The organism is Chryseobacterium sp. Marseille-Q8038 (genome assembly GCF_965111995.1).
Genome location: NZ_CBCOPN010000001.1, coordinates 2,498,268 through 2,515,901 on the forward strand (window position 1 = coordinate 2,498,268; position 17,634 = coordinate 2,515,901).

At 37.3% G+C, this 17,634-nt stretch carries 18 protein-coding genes and 2 tRNA genes; 14 read left to right on the plus strand and 6 right to left on the minus strand.

The annotated features are described in order from the left end of the window. The first annotated feature begins 5 nt into the window (after positions 1–5). The 7 genes from ACWPWS_RS11590 (at position 6) to ACWPWS_RS11620 (ending at position 7,948) form a co-directional block, all read left to right on the plus strand. Positions 6–1,457: a bifunctional 2-methylcitrate dehydratase/aconitate hydratase gene (locus ACWPWS_RS11590; RefSeq protein ID WP_454046585.1), complete on the plus strand. Its 1,452-nt coding sequence runs from the start codon at positions 6–8 to the stop codon at positions 1,455–1,457. A 65-nt stretch (positions 1,458–1,522) separates the two neighbouring features. After that, a complete protein-coding gene (locus ACWPWS_RS11595; protein ID WP_454046586.1) occupies positions 1,523–3,019 on the plus strand; it encodes a CoA-acylating methylmalonate-semialdehyde dehydrogenase in 1,497 nt (498 codons plus the stop codon). Positions 3,020–3,026: 7 nt separating this feature from the next. After that, positions 3,027–4,187 carry an acyl-CoA dehydrogenase family protein gene (locus ACWPWS_RS11600; RefSeq protein ID WP_454046587.1) on the plus strand — a complete coding sequence of 387 codons (1,161 nt, stop codon included), beginning with the start codon at positions 3,027–3,029 and terminating at the stop codon, positions 4,185–4,187. 15 nt (positions 4,188–4,202) lie between these two features. Then, positions 4,203–5,312: an enoyl-CoA hydratase/isomerase family protein gene (locus tag ACWPWS_RS11605; RefSeq protein WP_454046588.1), complete on the plus strand. Its 1,110-nt coding sequence runs from the start codon at positions 4,203–4,205 to the stop codon at positions 5,310–5,312. Positions 5,313–5,314: 2 nt separating this feature from the next. Then, positions 5,315–6,199, plus strand: a complete 885-nt coding sequence (mmsB, locus tag ACWPWS_RS11610; RefSeq protein WP_454046589.1) for a 3-hydroxyisobutyrate dehydrogenase — start codon at positions 5,315–5,317, stop codon at positions 6,197–6,199. Between the two features lie 2 nt (positions 6,200–6,201). Continuing rightward, positions 6,202–6,984: an enoyl-CoA hydratase/isomerase family protein gene (locus ACWPWS_RS11615; RefSeq protein ID WP_454046590.1), complete on the plus strand. Its 783-nt coding sequence runs from the start codon at positions 6,202–6,204 to the stop codon at positions 6,982–6,984. 139 nt (positions 6,985–7,123) lie between these two features. After that, on the plus strand, positions 7,124–7,948 hold the full coding sequence (locus ACWPWS_RS11620; RefSeq protein ID WP_454046591.1) for a 5'-nucleotidase, lipoprotein e(P4) family: 825 nt from the start codon (positions 7,124–7,126) through the stop codon (positions 7,946–7,948). A 90-nt stretch (positions 7,949–8,038) separates the two neighbouring features. On the opposite strand, the gene ACWPWS_RS11625 is transcribed toward ACWPWS_RS11620, so the two are convergent. The 6 genes from ACWPWS_RS11625 to ACWPWS_RS11650 form a co-directional block, all read right to left on the minus strand. Next, positions 8,039–9,100: a serine hydrolase domain-containing protein gene (locus ACWPWS_RS11625; RefSeq protein ID WP_454046592.1), complete on the minus strand. Its 1,062-nt coding sequence runs from the start codon at positions 9,098–9,100 to the stop codon at positions 8,039–8,041. Between the two features lie 377 nt (positions 9,101–9,477). Beyond that, complete coding sequence (locus ACWPWS_RS11630) at positions 9,478–10,002, minus strand: thermonuclease family protein (RefSeq protein ID WP_454046593.1); 525 nt, start codon at positions 10,000–10,002, stop codon at positions 9,478–9,480. Between the two features lie 115 nt (positions 10,003–10,117). Continuing rightward, positions 10,118–10,720, minus strand: coding sequence for a hypothetical protein (locus ACWPWS_RS11635; RefSeq protein ID WP_454046594.1), 603 nt, complete (start codon positions 10,718–10,720; stop codon positions 10,118–10,120). Positions 10,721–10,828: 108 nt separating this feature from the next. Next, positions 10,829–11,470 (minus strand): hypothetical protein, encoded by a 642-nt coding sequence (locus ACWPWS_RS11640; RefSeq protein ID WP_454046595.1) that lies wholly within the window; start codon positions 11,468–11,470, stop codon positions 10,829–10,831. Between the two features lie 6 nt (positions 11,471–11,476). Beyond that, complete coding sequence (locus ACWPWS_RS11645; RefSeq protein WP_454046596.1) at positions 11,477–12,061, minus strand: hypothetical protein; 585 nt, start codon at positions 12,059–12,061, stop codon at positions 11,477–11,479. A 25-nt stretch (positions 12,062–12,086) separates the two neighbouring features. Next, positions 12,087–12,293, minus strand: coding sequence for a hypothetical protein (locus ACWPWS_RS11650; RefSeq protein ID WP_454046597.1), 207 nt, complete (start codon positions 12,291–12,293; stop codon positions 12,087–12,089). 258 nt (positions 12,294–12,551) lie between these two features. Here ACWPWS_RS11650 and ACWPWS_RS11655 point away from each other — a divergent pair. The 7 genes from ACWPWS_RS11655 (at position 12,552) to ACWPWS_RS11685 (ending at position 17,412) form a co-directional block, all read left to right on the plus strand. Then, positions 12,552–12,626 (plus strand) — tRNA-Pro (locus ACWPWS_RS11655). Positions 12,627–12,658: 32 nt separating this feature from the next. Then, a tRNA-Arg gene (locus ACWPWS_RS11660) sits at positions 12,659–12,732 on the plus strand. A 502-nt stretch (positions 12,733–13,234) separates the two neighbouring features. Beyond that, complete coding sequence (locus ACWPWS_RS11665) at positions 13,235–13,507, plus strand: GIY-YIG nuclease family protein (RefSeq protein ID WP_454046598.1); 273 nt, start codon at positions 13,235–13,237, stop codon at positions 13,505–13,507. Positions 13,508–13,691: 184 nt separating this feature from the next. Next, positions 13,692–14,540 (plus strand): helix-turn-helix domain-containing protein, encoded by an 849-nt coding sequence (locus tag ACWPWS_RS11670; RefSeq protein WP_454046599.1) that lies wholly within the window; start codon positions 13,692–13,694, stop codon positions 14,538–14,540. Positions 14,541–14,780: 240 nt separating this feature from the next. Further along, a complete protein-coding gene (locus ACWPWS_RS11675) occupies positions 14,781–15,701 on the plus strand; it encodes an alpha/beta hydrolase (RefSeq protein ID WP_454046600.1) in 921 nt (306 codons plus the stop codon). A gap of 76 nt (positions 15,702–15,777) precedes the next feature. Continuing rightward, a complete protein-coding gene (locus ACWPWS_RS11680) occupies positions 15,778–16,704 on the plus strand; it encodes an alpha/beta hydrolase (protein ID WP_454046601.1) in 927 nt (308 codons plus the stop codon). Between the two features lie 15 nt (positions 16,705–16,719). Beyond that, a complete protein-coding gene (locus ACWPWS_RS11685; RefSeq protein ID WP_454046602.1) occupies positions 16,720–17,412 on the plus strand; it encodes an SDR family oxidoreductase in 693 nt (230 codons plus the stop codon). The last annotated feature ends 222 nt before the right edge of the window (positions 17,413–17,634 follow it).

Here is a 17,634-nt window from a genome sequence, read left to right on the forward strand (position 1 = left end):
TAAAGATGTCATCACACATTTCAAACGAAAGGCCACAGCCGGATCAGGTATTAACAGATATTGCAGATTATGTATTACACTATGAAATCAAAAATGATTTAGCATGGAAAACAGCCCACTACTGTTTATTAGACACGATCGGTTGTGGACTGGAAGCACTTACCTATCCTGCATGTACCAAACTTTTAGGACCCATTGTAAAAGGTACCATAGTTCCGAATGGAGCTAAAGTTCCGGGTACACAATTTCAGCTGGATCCAGTACAGGCTGCTTTCAACATCGGAGCAATTATCCGTTGGTTAGATTTCAATGATACCTGGCTGGCCGCTGAATGGGGACATCCTTCAGATAACCTGGGCGGAATTTTAGCAACAGCAGACTGGCTTTCAAGAACAAATATTGCAGAAGGAAAAGCTCCGCTTAAAATGAAACAGGTTCTGGAAGCGATGATCATTGCCCATGAAATTCAAGGAGTTATCGCATTGGAAAATTCATTCAACAAAGTAGGTTTAGACCATGTATTATTGGTAAAATTAGCCTCTACAGCCGTTGTCGGAAAACTGATCGGCTTAACCCGTGATGAACTGATCAATGCCGTTTCATTAGCATTTGTAGACGGACAGTCTTTAAGAACATACCGCCATGCTCCCAATACCGGAAGCCGTAAATCCTGGGCTGCCGGAGATGCTACTTCAAGAGCAGTACGTTTAGCCCTTATTGCTAAAACAGGTGAAATGGGTTATCCATCCGTATTAACAGCAAAAACCTGGGGATTCTATGATGTGTCTTTCAAAGGAAATGAATTCAAATTCCAGAGAGAATACGGTTCTTATGTGATGGAAAATGTATTGTTCAAAATTTCATTCCCTGCAGAATTCCACTCTCAAACGGCTGTAGAAGCAGCTATGACCTTACACGATCAGTTAAAAAAATCAGGAAAATCTGCTGAAGACATCAAAAAAATAACAATCCGTACCCACGAAGCATGTATTCGTATCATTGATAAAAAAGGACCGCTGAACAACCCTGCTGACCGCGACCACGCTATTCAGTACATGGTAGCGGTTCCACTGATCTTCGGAAGGTTAACAGCCGCTGATTATGAAGACAATATAGCAACAGACCCAAGAATCGACATTCTTCGTGATAAAATTGAATGTGTAGAAGATGTACAGTTCACTACAGATTACCATGATCCTGAAAAACGTTCCATTGCCAATGCTTTAACGGTTGAATTAAACGACGGAACTGTTTTAGACGAAATTGTTGTAGAATATCCAATCGGACACAAACGCAGAAGAGACGAAGGAATTCCTGAACTGATCAAGAAATATAAAGTAAACCTTGCCAGAATATTCCCGGAAAAACAACAGAGAATTGTATTAGAAAACTCTTTAGAATATGATACTCTTGTCAACTTAGATGTCAACGAATTTGTTGATCTGCTGGTAATATAATGTACTAAAAAGTTGAGAGTGAAATGAATATTTACTCTCAACTTTTCACTCTCAATCTAAAAATCATGTCACAAAAAGTAAAAATATTAATCAACGGAAATTTTACAGAAAGTAAAGCAACAGAACACCTTCGCGTAGAAAACCCTGCAACACGGGAAACCCTTGCAGAAGTTCCACTCACGGAACTGGCTGAAATAGATCAAGCCATAGAAGCTGCTCAGGAAGCTTTCAAAACATGGAAAGAAGTAGCTACCCCGGAAAGAGCAAGATTGTTCTTAAAATACCAGCAGCTTTTAAAAGAAAACCAAAAAGAAATTGCTGAAATCCTTTCCAGAGAAAACGGAAAAACATTCCCGGATGCCATGGGAGATGTATGGCGCGGAATTGAAGTGGTAGAACATGCCTGCAACATTCCTACCCTCATGATGGGAGAAACAGTAGAAAATGTAGCAAGAGGTGTTGACACCTACAGCTATATCCAGCCACTTGGAGTATGCGCAGGAATTACACCCTTCAATTTTCCTGCAATGATCCCTTTATGGATGTTCCCTATGGCCATTGCCTGTGGAAACACCTTTATTTTAAAACCTTCAGAACAAACTCCCATGACCTCTATGAAAATGGCTGAGCTATTTTTAGAAGCAGGTTTTCCTAAAGGAGTTCTGAACATTGTTCACGGCTCCAAAGATCAGGTGAATCATATTCTGAACCATCCGGAGATCAAAGCCATTTCATTTGTAGGTTCTGTTCCTGTAGCAGAGCATGTTTACCGTACAGGAACCGATAATCTGAAGAGAGTTCAGGCTTTTGGCGGAGCAAAAAATCATATGGTAGTCATGCCGGATGCCAATAAAGAACAGGTTGTTAACAATCTGGTAGGAGCTTCCTGTGGAGCGGCCGGCCAACGTTGTATGGCCATCAGCGTAGCTGTTTTGGTAGGTGAAGCTCAAAACTGGGTGGACGATATCAAAAAAGCTCTAAGCACCATTAAACCCGGAGTATGGTCTGATGAATCTGCCGCCTTTGGGCCTCTGATTAACCAACAATCAAAAGACAAGGTTTTAAGATTAATTAAAAGTGCCTATTATCAGGGAGCTGAGGTATTACTGGATGGCAGCGACTGTAAAGTGGAAGGCTATGAAAACGGATACTTTGTAGGAGCAACGTTATTCAATAACGTATCAACAGATATGGACATTTACAAAGAAGAAATTTTTGGCCCTGCTTTATTATTATTAAAGGCGGAAACACTGGATGAAGCCATTAAAATCATTAATGCCAATCCTTATGGAAACGGAACCTCCATCTTTACCAATTCAGGAGCAGCGGCAAGAAAATTCCAGCATGAAATTGAAGTGGGACAAATCGGTGTAAACATTCCGATTCCCGTTCCATTACCGTTTTTCTCTTTTACAGGATGGAGAAAATCATTCTTTGGCGACCTGCATTCTTACGGAAAACAAGGTATTCGTTTTTACACAGAAACCAAAACGATTACAGCACGATGGTTTGAAGAAGATATTCCTGCAGGCGATCTGAATATGACGATCAGTTTAAAATAACCTTTCTATGGAATTCAACCTAAATGAAGATCAACAGGCATTTCAGGATGCCGCAAGAAGATTTGCCAAAAAAGAACTGGCTCCTTATGCTTCGGAATGGGATGCTCAGAAGATATTTCCGAGAGAAGCTATCGCAAAAGCCGGAGAACTTGGTTTTTGTGGCGTTTACACCAGAGAAGATGCCGGAGGTCTGGGATTATCACGGCTGGACGCTGCCATTATATTTGAAGAACTGGCTGCAGCCTGCCCTTCCACTACTGCCTACATTACCATACACAACATGGTCTCCTGGATGATTGATGAATTTGGGAATGATGAAATCAGAAAGCAATTATGTCCGGATTTGTCATCAGGAGTATTATTAGGATCCTATTGTCTTACAGAACCTGGCTCAGGGTCAGATGCAGCAGCCTTAAAAACAACGGCAGTGAAAAAAGACAATAAGTACATTATTAACGGAACAAAAGCGTTCATCTCCGGAGCAGGTGAAAGTGATATACTCATCGTAATGGCGCGTACCGGAGATTCTAGCCCAAAAGGAATCAGTGCTTTTATAGTACCGGCTAATTCTGAAGGGATCAGTTTTGGAGAAAAAGAAAAAAAACTCGGTTGGAATACCCAGCCGACCCGATTTGTTTTCTTTGATCATGTAGAAGTAGATGAAAAATATCTTTTAGGTGAGTTGGGACAAGGATTTAAAATAGCATTAAAAGGACTGGATGGCGGACGTATTAATATTGGCACCTGTTCTGTAGGAGCTGCACAGGGAGCTATCAGCCAGGCCCAAAAATATATGCATGAAAGGCTCCAGTTTGGGAAATCATTAGCACAGTTTCAATCGCTTCAGTTTAAAATCGCTGATATGGCAACAGAACTGGTGGCAGCCCGCCAGATGGTACATTTAGCAGCTTTCAAGTTGGATTCAAATGATATAAATGCGACTACTTATTGTGCCATGGCAAAACGCCTGGCAACCGACATGTGCTTTAATATATGCAATGAAGCAATACAAATATTAGGCGGTTATGGATGTACACAAGACTTTCCTGTGGAACGTCTTATGCGTGATGCCAGAGTACATCAGGTGGTAGAAGGAACCAATGAAATTATGAAACTGGTAATTTCAAGAAAGATTTTAGAAGAAGGAGCTATGATACAAATCCGTTAATTCAAAAGAGTAAAAATGAGTTTAATACTAACAGAAATAAAAAATAAAGTCGGGATCATCACCCTGAATTCCGAAAAAACACTCAATTCGCTTTCATTAGGAATGATTGAAGAACTGAAAGCTGTTCTGGAAGACTGGAAGACCTCTGGTGAAGTCGCCTGTATATTTCTTCAGGGAGCAGGTGAAAAAGCGCTCTGTGCCGGAGGAGATGTAAGAAAGCTACATGATGCCATTATAGAGCAGCAAAGCATTGATGGGACAAAAGTTTCTCAGCAGTGTTTCGATTTCTTTTCAAAGGAATACCAGGTAGATTACCTCATTCATACCTATCCGAAGCCTGTCATTGTCTGGGGACACGGAATTGTAATGGGTGGCGGCATCGGAATTATGGTGGGAGCCTCTCATCGTATTGTTACTGAAAGAAGCAAACTGGCAATGCCGGAAATTACTATTGGTTTATATCCCGATGTAGGCGGTACCTGGTTTTTAAATAAAATGCCTTCTGCTTATGGAATTTATCTAGGATTAACGGGGGCAAGATTAGATGGTGCCGACTGTAAGTTTTTAGGACTGGCAGATTACTATATTTCTTCCGGTTCAAAAGTAGCTCTATTAGATGCTCTCGATCATGCCCAATGGAATGGAAATAACCATCAGACAGTTTCTGCAATTCTGGAAAATATATCTAAAGAAACTACCACACCCGAATCACAGGCACAGATACATCATTCATTCATCGCACAGTTTGAAGGAGCAAATTCTTTAGAAGAGTTCAGAGATATTTTGATGCAGCATCCGGATAAAGACGAATGGATCAATACAGGAATAAAAAGCTTTGAAGCAGGCTCTCCAAGTTCAGCACACATCATTTTCAGACAATTAAAAGAAGGTGAAAATCTAAGCCTTGAAGAAGTTTTTCAATCTGAATTAAATCTTTCCTGCCAATGCTGCATTCATCCTGATTTCGCAGAAGGTGTAAGAGCATTGCTGGTAGATAAAGACCTTTCCCCTAAATGGCAGCCTGCTGCCTTACATGATATTACCAAAGAATGGGTAGACAGCTATTTTACTCCGCTTTGGACTCACGAAGAACATCCATTAAAAAACTTAGGAAAAAAAGATTAATTATGTCAAATATAGCATTTATAGGATTAGGAAATATGGGTGGGCCTATGGCCATCAACCTTGTAAAGAAAGGTCATCACGTTATCGGATTTGATCTTTCCCATTCCGCTTCAGAAGCACTGGTTTCTGCAGGCGGACAAACCTCAGACTCAGCTATAACAGCTGCTAAGGATGCTGATGTGGTCATCTCAATGCTTCCATCAGGTAAACATGTTGCAGAACTTTATTCTGAAGAATTCATCAGCCAGCTGAAGCCTGATACATTAATCATTGACAGCAGTACGATTGATGCGGTAACCGCCCGTTCTGTGGCTCAAATGGCTGCTTCGAAAGGATGTAAAATGATTGATGCACCCGTCTCAGGTGGAACTGCAGGAGCTCAGGCAGGAACATTAACCTTTATTGTAGGCGGCCAAACCAAAGACTATGAAAAGGCAAGACCTATTCTAAAATGTATGGGACAGAATATTTTTCATGCAGGAGACTCCGGTGCGGGACAGGTCGCAAAGATTTGTAACAATATGCTTTTAGCCATCCATATGATCGGTACTTCTGAAGCCATCAATTTAGGAGTCCGTCACGGTTTAGAACCTAAAATATTAAGTGAGATCATGCAGAAAAGTTCCGGTAGAAACTGGTCGCTGGAAGTGTATAATCCCTATCCGGGAGTGATGGAAAATGCCCCTTCATCAAGAGCCTATTCGGGAGGTTTTGCCGTAGATTTAATGACAAAAGATTTGGGATTGGCTGCAGAAGCAGGACTGGAAACCAGAACCTCGACTCCATTGGGAAACGCCGCTTTAAATCTGTATAGAATCTGGAGTGAAGCCGGAAATGGTACCAGCGATTTTTCAAGTATTATTCAATTCTTAAACAAACATCAGTAATCATGAATTTTGAAACATTATTATACCAACAGGAAGGATATATTGGTACCTTAACCATTAACCGCCCTGACGCTTTAAATGCTTTGAATGAAACTGTTTTAAAAGAACTGAAATCATTTGCAGAACAGATCCGATCCCACAAAGACATTCGTGTTTTAATCATTACCGGATCCGGGGAAAAAGCTTTTGTTGCGGGAGCTGACATCAAAGCAATGCAAGGGATGACGCCCCAAAAAGCTACAGATTTTTCCACCATGGCTCAAGCCGCGTTCAATTCCATTGAAGCATTACCATTTGCAGTGATCGCAGCGGTCAACGGTTTTGCGTTAGGTGGCGGATGTGAACTGGCTTTGTCCTGTGACCTCATTCTGGCAAGTGAAAAAGCAAAATTCGGATTACCGGAAGTAACGCTTGGATTATTACCTTGTTTTGGGGGAACACAACGCTTACCGAGAGCAATTGGATTGTACAAAGCAAGAGAAATGGTATTTTCCGGCGAGTTTTACTCAGCAGAAGCTTGTAAAGAATTAGGTTTTGTAAACCGTGTGATTGCTCCTGCAGAATTATGGAATGAGGCCCGGAAATTAGCGGCAACAATAGCCTCAAGAGGTCCGGTAGCCATAGCGAAAGCAAAACAATCGTTGAATACGGGTGTAGAATTACCTATTACAGAAGGTTTGCAGCAGGAGGCTGCTTTATTCGGGGAATTATTTGATACGAAAGATCATCAGGAAGGTATTGGCGCATTTATAGAAAAAAGAAACCCTGATTTTAAAGGAGAATAAAAGAAAAAATAATTTTAAAAGATATATTTGATTTTTAGGAGGCTGGTCTGTTTTTGTTACCGGTCTCCTTTTTTTACTTCCCAAAAATCCTTGTCATACAATCAAATTGTCATAATTTTGTTCTTCCTATTCAAATTCAATGAAAAATTTAAATCTCATTATTGCAAGCTGTTTGTTGGCTTCAGTTATATCGTGCACAACGGCAGCACCGGTTTCAAAAAATTCCATCCAGGATACACCTTATCAAAACCTTGGACGTGACGGAAAAATATATGCTGCTTTTTACCAGCAAAGAGCTGCTGAATATGAAGCATTATGTCTTCAGGCTTATAATATTGCGACCCTCCGTTTGGATGAAGCTTTAGCGCAGAAATCCGACAAACCTTTAGCCATCGTTTCCGATATTGATGAGACCTTTTTAGACAATTCTTATTACGCTGTGGAGCGCTCAAAAATGGGAAAGAATTATGACCAGAAAACATGGGAAGAATGGACTGCAAAAGGTATTGCCACCCCACTTACAGGTTCTCAAAAATTTTATCAGTATGCTGCCAGTAAGGGAATTCAGGTTTTTTATGTAACCAACCGTGCCGAAGTGGAGCGCGAAGGAACTTTGAAGAATTTAAAAAAATACAATTTCCCGCTTCAAAGCGATGCCAGCCTTATCTTAAGATCAAAAGAAAGCAGTAAAGAAAACCGACGAAAAGATATTGCTAAAAATTACAATATTGTTTTGCTGCTAGGCGATAACCTGGCCGATTTCTCAGATATATTTGATAAAAAATCAGAAACAGATCGTTCTGCTGCCGTGAAAAATTCGGCGGATGATTTTGGTAAAAAATTCATTATTATTCCCAATGTAGGGTATGGAGACTGGGAATCCTCATTCTACCATTACAAATACGATTATACTGATCAGCAGAAAAACTCTATGATGTATGATGCAGTGAAATCTAATCCCTAAATAAAATCTAAACCTTAGATATAAATTTAAAAACCTCACAAATTTTGTTGTGAGGTTTTTAGTTTCATGTATTATGATCTTTTTTCCTGTTTACTTCAAGACTTTCTCGTAGATTTCATTCAACAGGTTTTGTCTCATTTTAGAGTCTCTTTTATTCAAAAGGATGATAAATCCCCAATTTTTAGCTCTGTTGTAGCAGATGATTGAAGATTCTCCCATGGAATCGCCAGACTTTAAATAGATTGTATTCTGGTCATCCGTACTGATGTTAAGCCCTAAGCCCATTTCTCTTTTTTCATCTTTATAATAGATGTTTTCTGTGATTAACGCGGCATTTGAAACTGGATTTCCTTTCGTAAGAATCGCTCTCAGATACGTAACCATATCAGAAACATTGGATTTAACCAATCCGGCGGATGCAGTAACATTCCATTTGAAAAACTCCTGAGCTCCACCATTGGGATTGTAACCTGTTGTTTTATTTTTCACATTGAACTCTTTTGTGAAGGTATTCGTCATTTTCAAAGGACCGATTATTTTTTTATGAATGATTTCATCATAGCTCTTGCCATAAACCTTTTCCAATATCTGCCCCAGTAATGTATAGCCCATTGTAGAATAACGGTACTTTCCATAGTCAATAAGCTCATTACAATTATTGATGATGGAGATTAATGATTCTTCTGTAACACTACTTACCGGCTGCTGTGGGTTTAGTTCGATCAACTTCCCAAAATCTATATCAGGTAAGCCTGACTGATGAGAAGCCAGATCCGAAATTTTAATTTTATTCTTAAGATTTTCATGGAGATGATACCCTTTTGGCAGGTAATTGTCAATATAATCCTCCAGTTTTAATTTCTTATCGATAACAGCTTGTGCTATTAAATTTGAAGTCAGAATTTTTGTAATAGAAGCAATTTCGAATAAGGAACTCTTGTCTATATTCATTGAACTTTCTTTGCTCAGTTTGCCATATGCTGTGTAATATTCTTTATTATTACTGATAAAACCAACACTGATTCCCACCTCCGGATTTTTCTGATAATTATCTTTTATAATAGAATCTATCTTTTGCGAAAAATTCTGTCCGAAAGAAAAGGTACTGATGAATAATAATAGAACCGCTAAAAATGTGAATGAGTTTTTCATTGTATCGTTGTTTAATGTTTAACAATTATCTTGATACAAATTTGAAAAAGTAAAAAATCCTATGCGACCGAATAAACGTATTCTGTCTTATTGGTCTTAAAAAATGAGTACGGATTATTATTAAAAGAAGTACGAGTAATCACAAAACACTATAATACAAATAATTACAATACTTAATCAATGTTTTTCCTCTATGTTTTTTAAAGCGGAATGGAAGGAATATTTTGAATTAAAATCCTTTTCATATCAAATTTTAAGAACGGTTACTTTGCTTTGGTATTGTCTTTTAAAAAAAACAAAGCATATTCAACTCGACAAGTTTTCATAAAATCATCCTTATCTTCCACTGAATAACTTCCAGCTTCATGACCGAATATTTACGCCACAGCTTTTGCTTTTGTTCCGGTTTTAGCAGCCTCAATTTTCTTATTATTCCTAAGCTCACGTTTCATTTTACGGTAATCCCATGGAGCAACGGCATTAATATCCTGCCAAAGACCCATCTTTTTACTTTTGGCATTTTCCTGAATTTTCCCCAGTGAAGCATCTTTTGAATAGGAAAAATACCACCATCCCATCCCTGCTTTGATAAGCTCTTTGGAAAGGTATTTTCCGTCATCATAATACACTTTTGCAATGGATCTTCCATAGCGGTCCGTATTCGTTTCCACAAAACTTACCGTTTTTCCAAATACCTGAGCTGAAGTGAATTGTTTCGCATTTTTCCCGAAGGCCTGCCCACTTTCCGGACAATCAACTTCGGCCAGTCTGAGCTTTTTTTGCTGGTTTCCTTTTAACAATAAAGTAATGGTATCTCCGTCTGAAATTTTGATCACTTTTCCGGTAGTCTGTGAGAATAGAAATACAGGGAAAAGTACATACATCAACATTAATCTTTTCATGCGGCAAAGATAGGAATTAGCGGTTCTTGTTAATACAAAAACCTCACATTTTGCGAGGTTTTAGCTTTAAAAACTTTTTGTTTTATTTTTCCGCAAAGAGCAAGACCCTGCAGCATTATTCAACATCCATGATTTTATGAACATCGCCAAAGTTATACCACCTTTCTATTTTACCGGGATAATAATAGTATAACTCATCCAAATATGTTTCCTCTTTAAGAAAAGCCGTTCCTTTATTCATTGGGATGGCATAATTATCTAAATTATTAATGAAACTAACGTATTCACTATAGTTATATTTAGTTTGTGAAGAAATGGTTTCACATAGTATATTTTTATGATCAATTCTATTCACATCATCACTCATACGTCCTCTACTTGAAGCATATTCATTGATCAATTTACGATTAAAAAATGAGGCTAGTTTTTGAACATCAATGGCTACAAAGAATAAATACCCTTCTTTTTTTAACGGTTGAAATAATTCATATAAATCTTTAGTTGAATTATTAGATTTTTTTCCAAATCTAAGCTCATCAAGAGTCAAAAAATTCTCTCTGCAAAAACACTTTTTAGCAATTAAAAACTGTTGAAATGCTAAACTATCTTTTTTTAAAAAGGTTTGTAATTTTTCATATTGAGTATTTCCAATAGCCGCTTGTCCAAAAACTATTGTAATACCTAACAAAAAAAACAAAACAATAAATACTTTTTTCATCACTTACTTAGAATTAGTCATAAATATAGCTCTTATCAAATGATGATGAACATTTTTAAAGTATAAAATATTGTAAGATCAAATACTTATATAAGAAAAACTTTACCTTCACCAGTTAAATGGCATCGCAACATAAGTATTTTCAAAGATAGGTAAAGGTAAAATCTCTGCTGTTTCCAAACACACTTCATCATTTTTAACAATACAGACTTTAAGCAATTCTCCACGGTGATGATAGCCATTTAAGATTAATGCGCAAATACCATTTATATCTAAAATCCTGATTAAAGCTTTAAACGTATTTACTTTATCAGACAATTCCAGAAAACTTAAGTCGAAATCTTCAAAAGAAATATGTTCATCTGTCACAATTTGAATAAAGCGTTGCCCGATATCATACGCTGTAATGTCATTAAATTTTTCATCAGCAGTGATAAAATCGGTTTCCAGGCAGTCCAGATATACCTTTTGTCCAGATGACAAGTAGTTCCGGCTATGAAGCTTAGATTCCTGTAAAATTTCAATATTATTTCTCCTGAAAGCTCTTTTCCATTCATCGATTTTCATTAAAATATCCGCATCCCCATATTCCCATAAAAAAGAATAGACTTTTTTTTGATCATGAAAAAAATCACCCATCTGAAACCTGTATCCACGATTATAAAACAACCAAAGATTTTCATAATGCACCTCATCGCTGCTTAAAAAATTTGACAGGTAGTAGGTATTGGTATCTGTATATTTTTTCATAAAAATTTAATGTGAACTTATCGGATTAAATTTAATGGTTTTAAAGACCTTTAAAAACAGTTCTTTATTTTCTTCACTCAAATCATTCACAATAATTGCCATTTTATTTTTGTAAATATCTACGCTGTCAAAATGGATCCCGATAAGTCCTTTATTTACTTTTTTCGGCATCATAATTTGTGCTCTGTATTTATTGATTGTATCGTAGTAATAATAATTAACATTAAAAATACCATTTTTACTATCTCTTTCAGTATTTTTTGAGAAATAAGCTTTTAACTCTCTGTTTTTATATTTTTCATATAATTCTTTATCATCAGTAATGAAAAAAGAATCTTCCTCAAATGGCTTATAATCACCATAATAAATATAACCTATACGCTTATTATTTCCGGTATTGATACTAAACACTTGTGAGTCTTCGGCCGGTTCTTTCTTAATGATAAATGATTCAGGCAAGCTCATTGACACATTAGCAATTTCATGCTTAATAAGTTTCAGATTCTTACAGCAGGAAGATAATATGACCAAAAGACAAACTAACAGCACAAAATTATATTCAACTTTTACATATATATTTTTATATTTCATGATAATAGGATTCTGTTTCAATGAATCAAAAACTTTTTGCATCAAAATAATAAGCAACTTTTTCAAGAAATATATCTTCATGCTCTTCTAAGTATTGTTCAACTTTACCAGCAAGTTCATCATCCAGATAATTTTCCGGAGATTTCACATAAAAATCCAAATTAATGGAATCATTTTGAAAAGCCTTTTCCAATACGGGGATATAAATTTGATAAAATTCTTCTTTTTTCATTTCCAGTTATCTTAAAAACGAACTCCCATAAACAAACGGTTCAGGTCTTAAAAATGAAATAAAGGAGAAAAAAAATGAAAATTTTTTCATCATTTTTAAAACAAGATAAGTCAATGGTTATTAGCCGGGTAAAGGTAACAAAAAAGTTTTCACGAAAAATTAATTTAAAATTATTCTTCATTTTATTTTTTTATTTGAAAAAGTATTGTACCTTTGCAACCGCAAAAACGAAGTAAATATCGTTACTGATGACACCCTCGGGGCGTAGCGTAGTCCGGTCATCGCGCCTGGTTTGGGACCAGGAGGTCGCAGGTTCGAATCCTGCCGCCCCGACTGTTTTAGTAGTTTTCTCAAAATTACTTAATGGGTGCGTAGCTCAGCTGGATAGAGCATCTGCCTTCTAAGCAGACGGTCAAAGGTTCGAATCCTTTCGCGCTCACTTAAAGACTTACTGGAAACAGTGAGTCTTTTTTGTTTTTACTCTTATTCAAAAATATTATTATAGCTCACAAAATAGAGCATCCCGATTTTTTTGTTTTTACTCTTAATCAAAAATATTATTGTAGCTCACGAAATAGAGCATCCCGATTTTCAATCGGGACGGCAAAGGTTCGAATCCTTTCGCGCTCACTTAAAGACTTACTGGAAACAGTGAGTCTTTTTTGTTTTTACTCTTATTCAAAAATATTATTATAGCTCACAAAATAGAGCATCCCGATTTATAATTGGGACGGCAAAGGTTCGAATCCTTTCGCGCTCACTTAAAGACTTACTGGAAACAGTGAGTCTTTTTTTGTGTTTACTCTTATTCAAAAATATTATTATAGCTCACAAAATAGAGCATCCCGATTTTCAATCGGGACGGCAAAGGTTCGAATCCTTTCGCGCTCACTTAAAGACTTACTGGAAACAGTGAGTCTTTTTTTGTTTATATTAGTTCCATGTATTTTTGCTATATACTTCATTCCAAAACTCTAGATAAATTCTACATTGGGCATTCTTCAGAATCTTTACAGGAAAGATTAAGGAAACACTTATCTGATCACAAAGGATTTACATCAAAAGCTAAAGATTGGGTTATTGTTCACTTTGAAACTTTTGATTCGAAATCACATGCCTATAAAAGGGAAAGAGAAATTAAAGCTTGGAAGAGCAAATCTAAAATCCAAAAGCTTATACATACGACAGCACAGATAGAGCATCCCGATTTTTAATCGGGACGGTCAAAGGTTCAATCCCTTCGCGCCCACTTAAGGGGACACTATTTGATAGTTGCCATCTTTTTTATGCCCATAAATTATCCTACCAGTAAAATGTTTCATTCTTGCAGTAAAATGTTTCTTTACTCCATTCACCTATTTTCTAATTTTGTACATTTAACAATTACTGAGTTTTGTAATGGACAAAATATACAACATACCATCTTTCCTGAAATACATCAATGTTAGAGGCACTAGCAGTGATATGATACAGGTTGTTCATTATGATGAACATCCCGATATTTTACTGAAATCACTACCTTCCGAAATTGACTTTTATTTACTGGCACTGAAAGACAAAATCGAGGTACAGTCACCCGTTGAGAGTATGTCTGATAGTTATCTTTATCTTGATAAACCCGGCAATAAAATTGAATGGGATTTAAAAAATTCGTTTTCCGGATATGCGATTTTTATCAACGAAAAACTTCTCAACAAAATGGTTAAGGATATTTCATTTGCCAACTATGAAAGACACGAAGCCTTGTTTCTGACATCTGAAGAAAAGGAAACTTTGTATGACTTGTTTTCAAAATCTTACCGAGAGTATCAAAAAGAAAACTTTTCTAAAGAAGTATTAACCTCTTATGCTTCACTTATTATTTCATATACGCAAATTTACTATGAACGTCAATTTGAAGCCCGAAGTAAAATATACAATAAGGTCGTTGCCGATTTTTACCAACAGTTAGACATGTGTTTACATAATCCCAATGGATTGTCAGAGCTCCCATCCGTGAGTTACTTTGCAGAAAAGGCAAACCTATCTACCAATTATTTCGGAGATTTGATTAAGCATTTCACGGGTACTTCGCCTATTGATCATATCCATGAAGGAATTATACAATTAGCGAAGAACAAATTACGAACGACTAAACTTTCAATAAGTGAAATTGCATATAGCCTGGGATTTGATTATCCAACCTACTTTGCAAGATTTTTCCGTCAAAAAACCGGGATATCTCCAAAAGTATTCAGAAACCAGTGATGAAGGATAGCCGCATTAAATAATGATTAAAAGAACCAAAATCAAATAAGTATATTTTATTACTTTTATCCAAAACAAAAAAGCAATCTTCCGATTGCTTTTTTTACCTCATACAATAGAAAAACTTGGAAATCCGTAAAATGTTTCATTCTTAGAGTGATATGTTTTCGTTTACGATGTGCTGGTCAGAGTAATTTTGTTATATCAAAAATGAGTAATAACATTTTAAAAACAAACAGCATGTCACAGCAAAAAATCAATTTTAAAAACAGCAACAATGGAACCATTACCATGTCAGCCGTTATCAATTTCCCTGAAGGATTCAACGAAAATCACCAATATCCTGTTATTGTGGTTTCACATCCTGGTGGTGGTGTTAAGGAACAGGCATCAGGACTATATGCAAAAAAACTGTCTGAACAAGGCTTTATAAGCATAGCTTATGATGCGTCATATCAAGGAGAAAGCACCGGAGAACCACGTCAGTTGGAAAATCCATATATCCGTACAGAAGATGTAAGTGCGGTAATCGACTATCTGACCACATTGCCATATGTTGACCAGGAAAACATAGGGGCTATGGGAATTTGTGCAGGTGCAGGGTATACCGCCAATGCAGCTATCAATGACCATCGTATCAAAGCCGTAGGGATGGTAAGTGCAGTTAATATTGGTTCAATGTTCCGTAACGGTTGGGAAAACAATGTAAAAGATATGGATGCAATGCCTTATTTATTGGCAGGATCTAATGCAAGAACGGCAGAAGCAAAAGGTGAAGAGCAAACATTGCCTTTGGCTCCAATGAAAGAGGAAGATGCACCGAACGAAGAATTAAGAGAGGCTTGGGAATACTACCATACCAACCGTTGTCAATACCCGACAGCTCCGGGCTGGGCAACCCTGAGAAGCCTTACTCAAATTATTACATATGATGCTTACAATAAAGCAGAAGCGTTCTTTACGCAACCTTTGTTGGTAGTGGTTGGAAGTAATGCAGGAAGTGCATGGATGAGTGTCGATTTATTAGATCGTGCAGTTTCTACCGACAAAACCAAATATGTAGTGGAGGGAGCTAATCATATGACTTTATATGATGGCGAAAAAGAAGTGAATGAAGCGGTTGCTCAATTGGCTCCATTCTTCAAGAAAAACCTTGCATAGTTAATACAATCTTCAAGAAAAGCCGGACGTGTTTTACAAATATCTTCCGGCTTTATTCATCTTAAATAATAGAATCATGAGTACAAAAAATATAAAATTTAAGAATATAGCCTGGGATAATGCAGGCATTTTGCACCTTCCGGCGGATTTTGATGTAAACAAAAAATATGCAACTGTTGTAACAATGCACCCGATAGGAAGCTGTAAAGAACAAACAGCAGGTAATGTTTATGGTAAAGCATTGGCCGAAGCAGGATTTGTGGTATTAGCTTTTGACGCCTCATTTCAGGGCGAAAGCGGTGGCACACCGAGATATATTGAAAACCCGTATCAACGTACAGATGATGTGCGCTATGCTATTGATTATCTCGAAACGCTGCCTTATGTAGATGCTGACAAAATCGGTATTCTGGGTGTCTGTGGTGGTGGTGCTTATTCACTGAACATTGCAATGACCGAACGACGCATCAAAGCAGTTGTATCAATTACAGGGGTTAATTTCGGGCGGCTGTTGCGTGACGGCTTTGCAGGCGGAAACCCCATGGAAGTACTGAACAATGTAGCTGCCCAACGTTCTGCGGAAGCAAAAGGCGGGGATTTACTGACCATCAATATGCTTCCGGATAGCGTAGAAGCAGGAAAAGCGGCTGGTATAGAAGATATAGATGTTTTGGAAGCAACCGATTATTACAAAACTTCCCGTGGACAAACCAAAGGCGGAGCAACCAGTGCCATATATTCCCGTATGGGTGTAGGAATGGGTTGGGATGCGTTCTACCTGTCTGAAACTTTACTGACACAGCCTATACTTGTGGTAATCGGTGACAAACCTGGAGGTTTCGGGGCGTTCAGGGATGGATATGAAATTGTACGTCGTGCAGCTTCCACAAAAAAGGACCTTTTAGTGGTCAAAGGTTTTTCACACTATGATTTGTATGACCAGCCAGAACCTGTTAAACAGGCATTGGAGAAAGTAATTCCCTTCTTCAAAGAAAACCTTTAAAATATAATGATGTCAATGCTTACCGAAACAGAGCATCGGCATTTAAAATTGAAAATAAAAAACATAAAAATGAAAACAATAAAAGCATTAGTATTAGGCGCAAACGGAGCAATTGCACAACACGTTATCACCTTTCTTTCCAGTAAAGAGAATATAGAATTAACCTTGTTTGCAAGAAATGCCGACCCTATAAAACATTTTGAAACATCAGCAACCATCATTGAAGGCGATGTGTTCAGCACCAATGATTTGAACGAAGCAATCAAAGGGCAGGATATTATTTATGCCAACCTTGCGGGAGCAGTAGATAAAATGGCAGGAGAAATTGTATCGGCAATGAATGCCAATGATGTGAAGCGTTTAATATTCGTAACCTCATTGGGTATTTATAAAGAAGTGGCTGGTAAGTTTGGTCAGTGGAATGAAAGAATGATTGGTTCTGACTTAACTCCTTACCGAAAAGCGGCTGATATTATCGAAAAATCGGATTTAGACTATACGATTGTTCGTCCGTCTTGGCTGACCAACAATGATGAAACAGATTATGAAACCACCCAAAAAGGCGAACCTTTCAGAGGTACGGAGGTGGCAAGAAAGGCAGTAGCAGCCTATATTACTGACATTATTGAGCATCCTGAAAAAGATATAAAATCAAGCGTGGGTATCAATAAGCCAGGTGTTTATGGTGATAAGCCGACTTTTTATTAACTTCAATATGAAGCTTGTTCAAAGCCGTACCACTTTAAAATACCCGTAATTTCCAATTAAGATCAGCAGCCAAAGAGTTAAGATTATCCTCCAAGTTCACTTAAAGACTTACTGGAAACAGTGAGTCTTTTTTGTTTTTACTCTTATTCAAAAATCATGAGTATTCAAGAGTGATACAGAACAAAACTTACGTTTATTGGAATATCCTTCTATACAATTTGA

Excerpts from the sequence above, each read along its gene's own strand:
- ACWPWS_RS11665 (WP_454046598.1), top strand. The coding sequence starts at position 13,235 with ATGTATTTTTGCTATATACTTCATTCCAAAACTCTAGATAAATTCTAC.
- ACWPWS_RS11670 (WP_454046599.1), top strand. The coding sequence starts at position 13,692 with ATGGACAAAATATACAACATACCATCTTTCCTGAAATACATCAATGTT.
- ACWPWS_RS11635 (WP_454046594.1), bottom strand. The coding sequence starts at position 10,720 with ATGAAAAAAGTATTTATTGTTTTGTTTTTTTTGTTAGGTATTACAATA.
- ACWPWS_RS11630 (WP_454046593.1), bottom strand. The coding sequence starts at position 10,002 with ATGAAAAGATTAATGTTGATGTATGTACTTTTCCCTGTATTTCTATTC.
- ACWPWS_RS11600 (WP_454046587.1), top strand. The coding sequence starts at position 3,027 with ATGGAATTCAACCTAAATGAAGATCAACAGGCATTTCAGGATGCCGCA.
- ACWPWS_RS11615 (WP_454046590.1), top strand. The coding sequence starts at position 6,202 with ATGAATTTTGAAACATTATTATACCAACAGGAAGGATATATTGGTACC.
- ACWPWS_RS11620 (WP_454046591.1), top strand. The coding sequence starts at position 7,124 with ATGAAAAATTTAAATCTCATTATTGCAAGCTGTTTGTTGGCTTCAGTT.
- ACWPWS_RS11680 (WP_454046601.1), top strand. The coding sequence starts at position 15,778 with ATGAGTACAAAAAATATAAAATTTAAGAATATAGCCTGGGATAATGCA.
- ACWPWS_RS11595 (WP_454046586.1), top strand. The coding sequence starts at position 1,523 with ATGTCACAAAAAGTAAAAATATTAATCAACGGAAATTTTACAGAAAGT.
- ACWPWS_RS11625 (WP_454046592.1), bottom strand. The coding sequence starts at position 9,100 with ATGAAAAACTCATTCACATTTTTAGCGGTTCTATTATTATTCATCAGT.
- ACWPWS_RS11675 (WP_454046600.1), top strand. The coding sequence starts at position 14,781 with ATGTCACAGCAAAAAATCAATTTTAAAAACAGCAACAATGGAACCATT.
- ACWPWS_RS11685 (WP_454046602.1), top strand. The coding sequence starts at position 16,720 with ATGCTTACCGAAACAGAGCATCGGCATTTAAAATTGAAAATAAAAAAC.
- ACWPWS_RS11650 (WP_454046597.1), bottom strand. The coding sequence starts at position 12,293 with ATGAAAAAAGAAGAATTTTATCAAATTTATATCCCCGTATTGGAAAAG.
- mmsB (WP_454046589.1), top strand. The coding sequence starts at position 5,315 with ATGTCAAATATAGCATTTATAGGATTAGGAAATATGGGTGGGCCTATG.
- ACWPWS_RS11640 (WP_454046595.1), bottom strand. The coding sequence starts at position 11,470 with ATGAAAAAATATACAGATACCAATACCTACTACCTGTCAAATTTTTTA.
- ACWPWS_RS11590 (WP_454046585.1), top strand. The coding sequence starts at position 6 with ATGTCATCACACATTTCAAACGAAAGGCCACAGCCGGATCAGGTATTA.
- ACWPWS_RS11645 (WP_454046596.1), bottom strand. The coding sequence starts at position 12,061 with ATGAAATATAAAAATATATATGTAAAAGTTGAATATAATTTTGTGCTG.
- ACWPWS_RS11605 (WP_454046588.1), top strand. The coding sequence starts at position 4,203 with ATGAGTTTAATACTAACAGAAATAAAAAATAAAGTCGGGATCATCACC.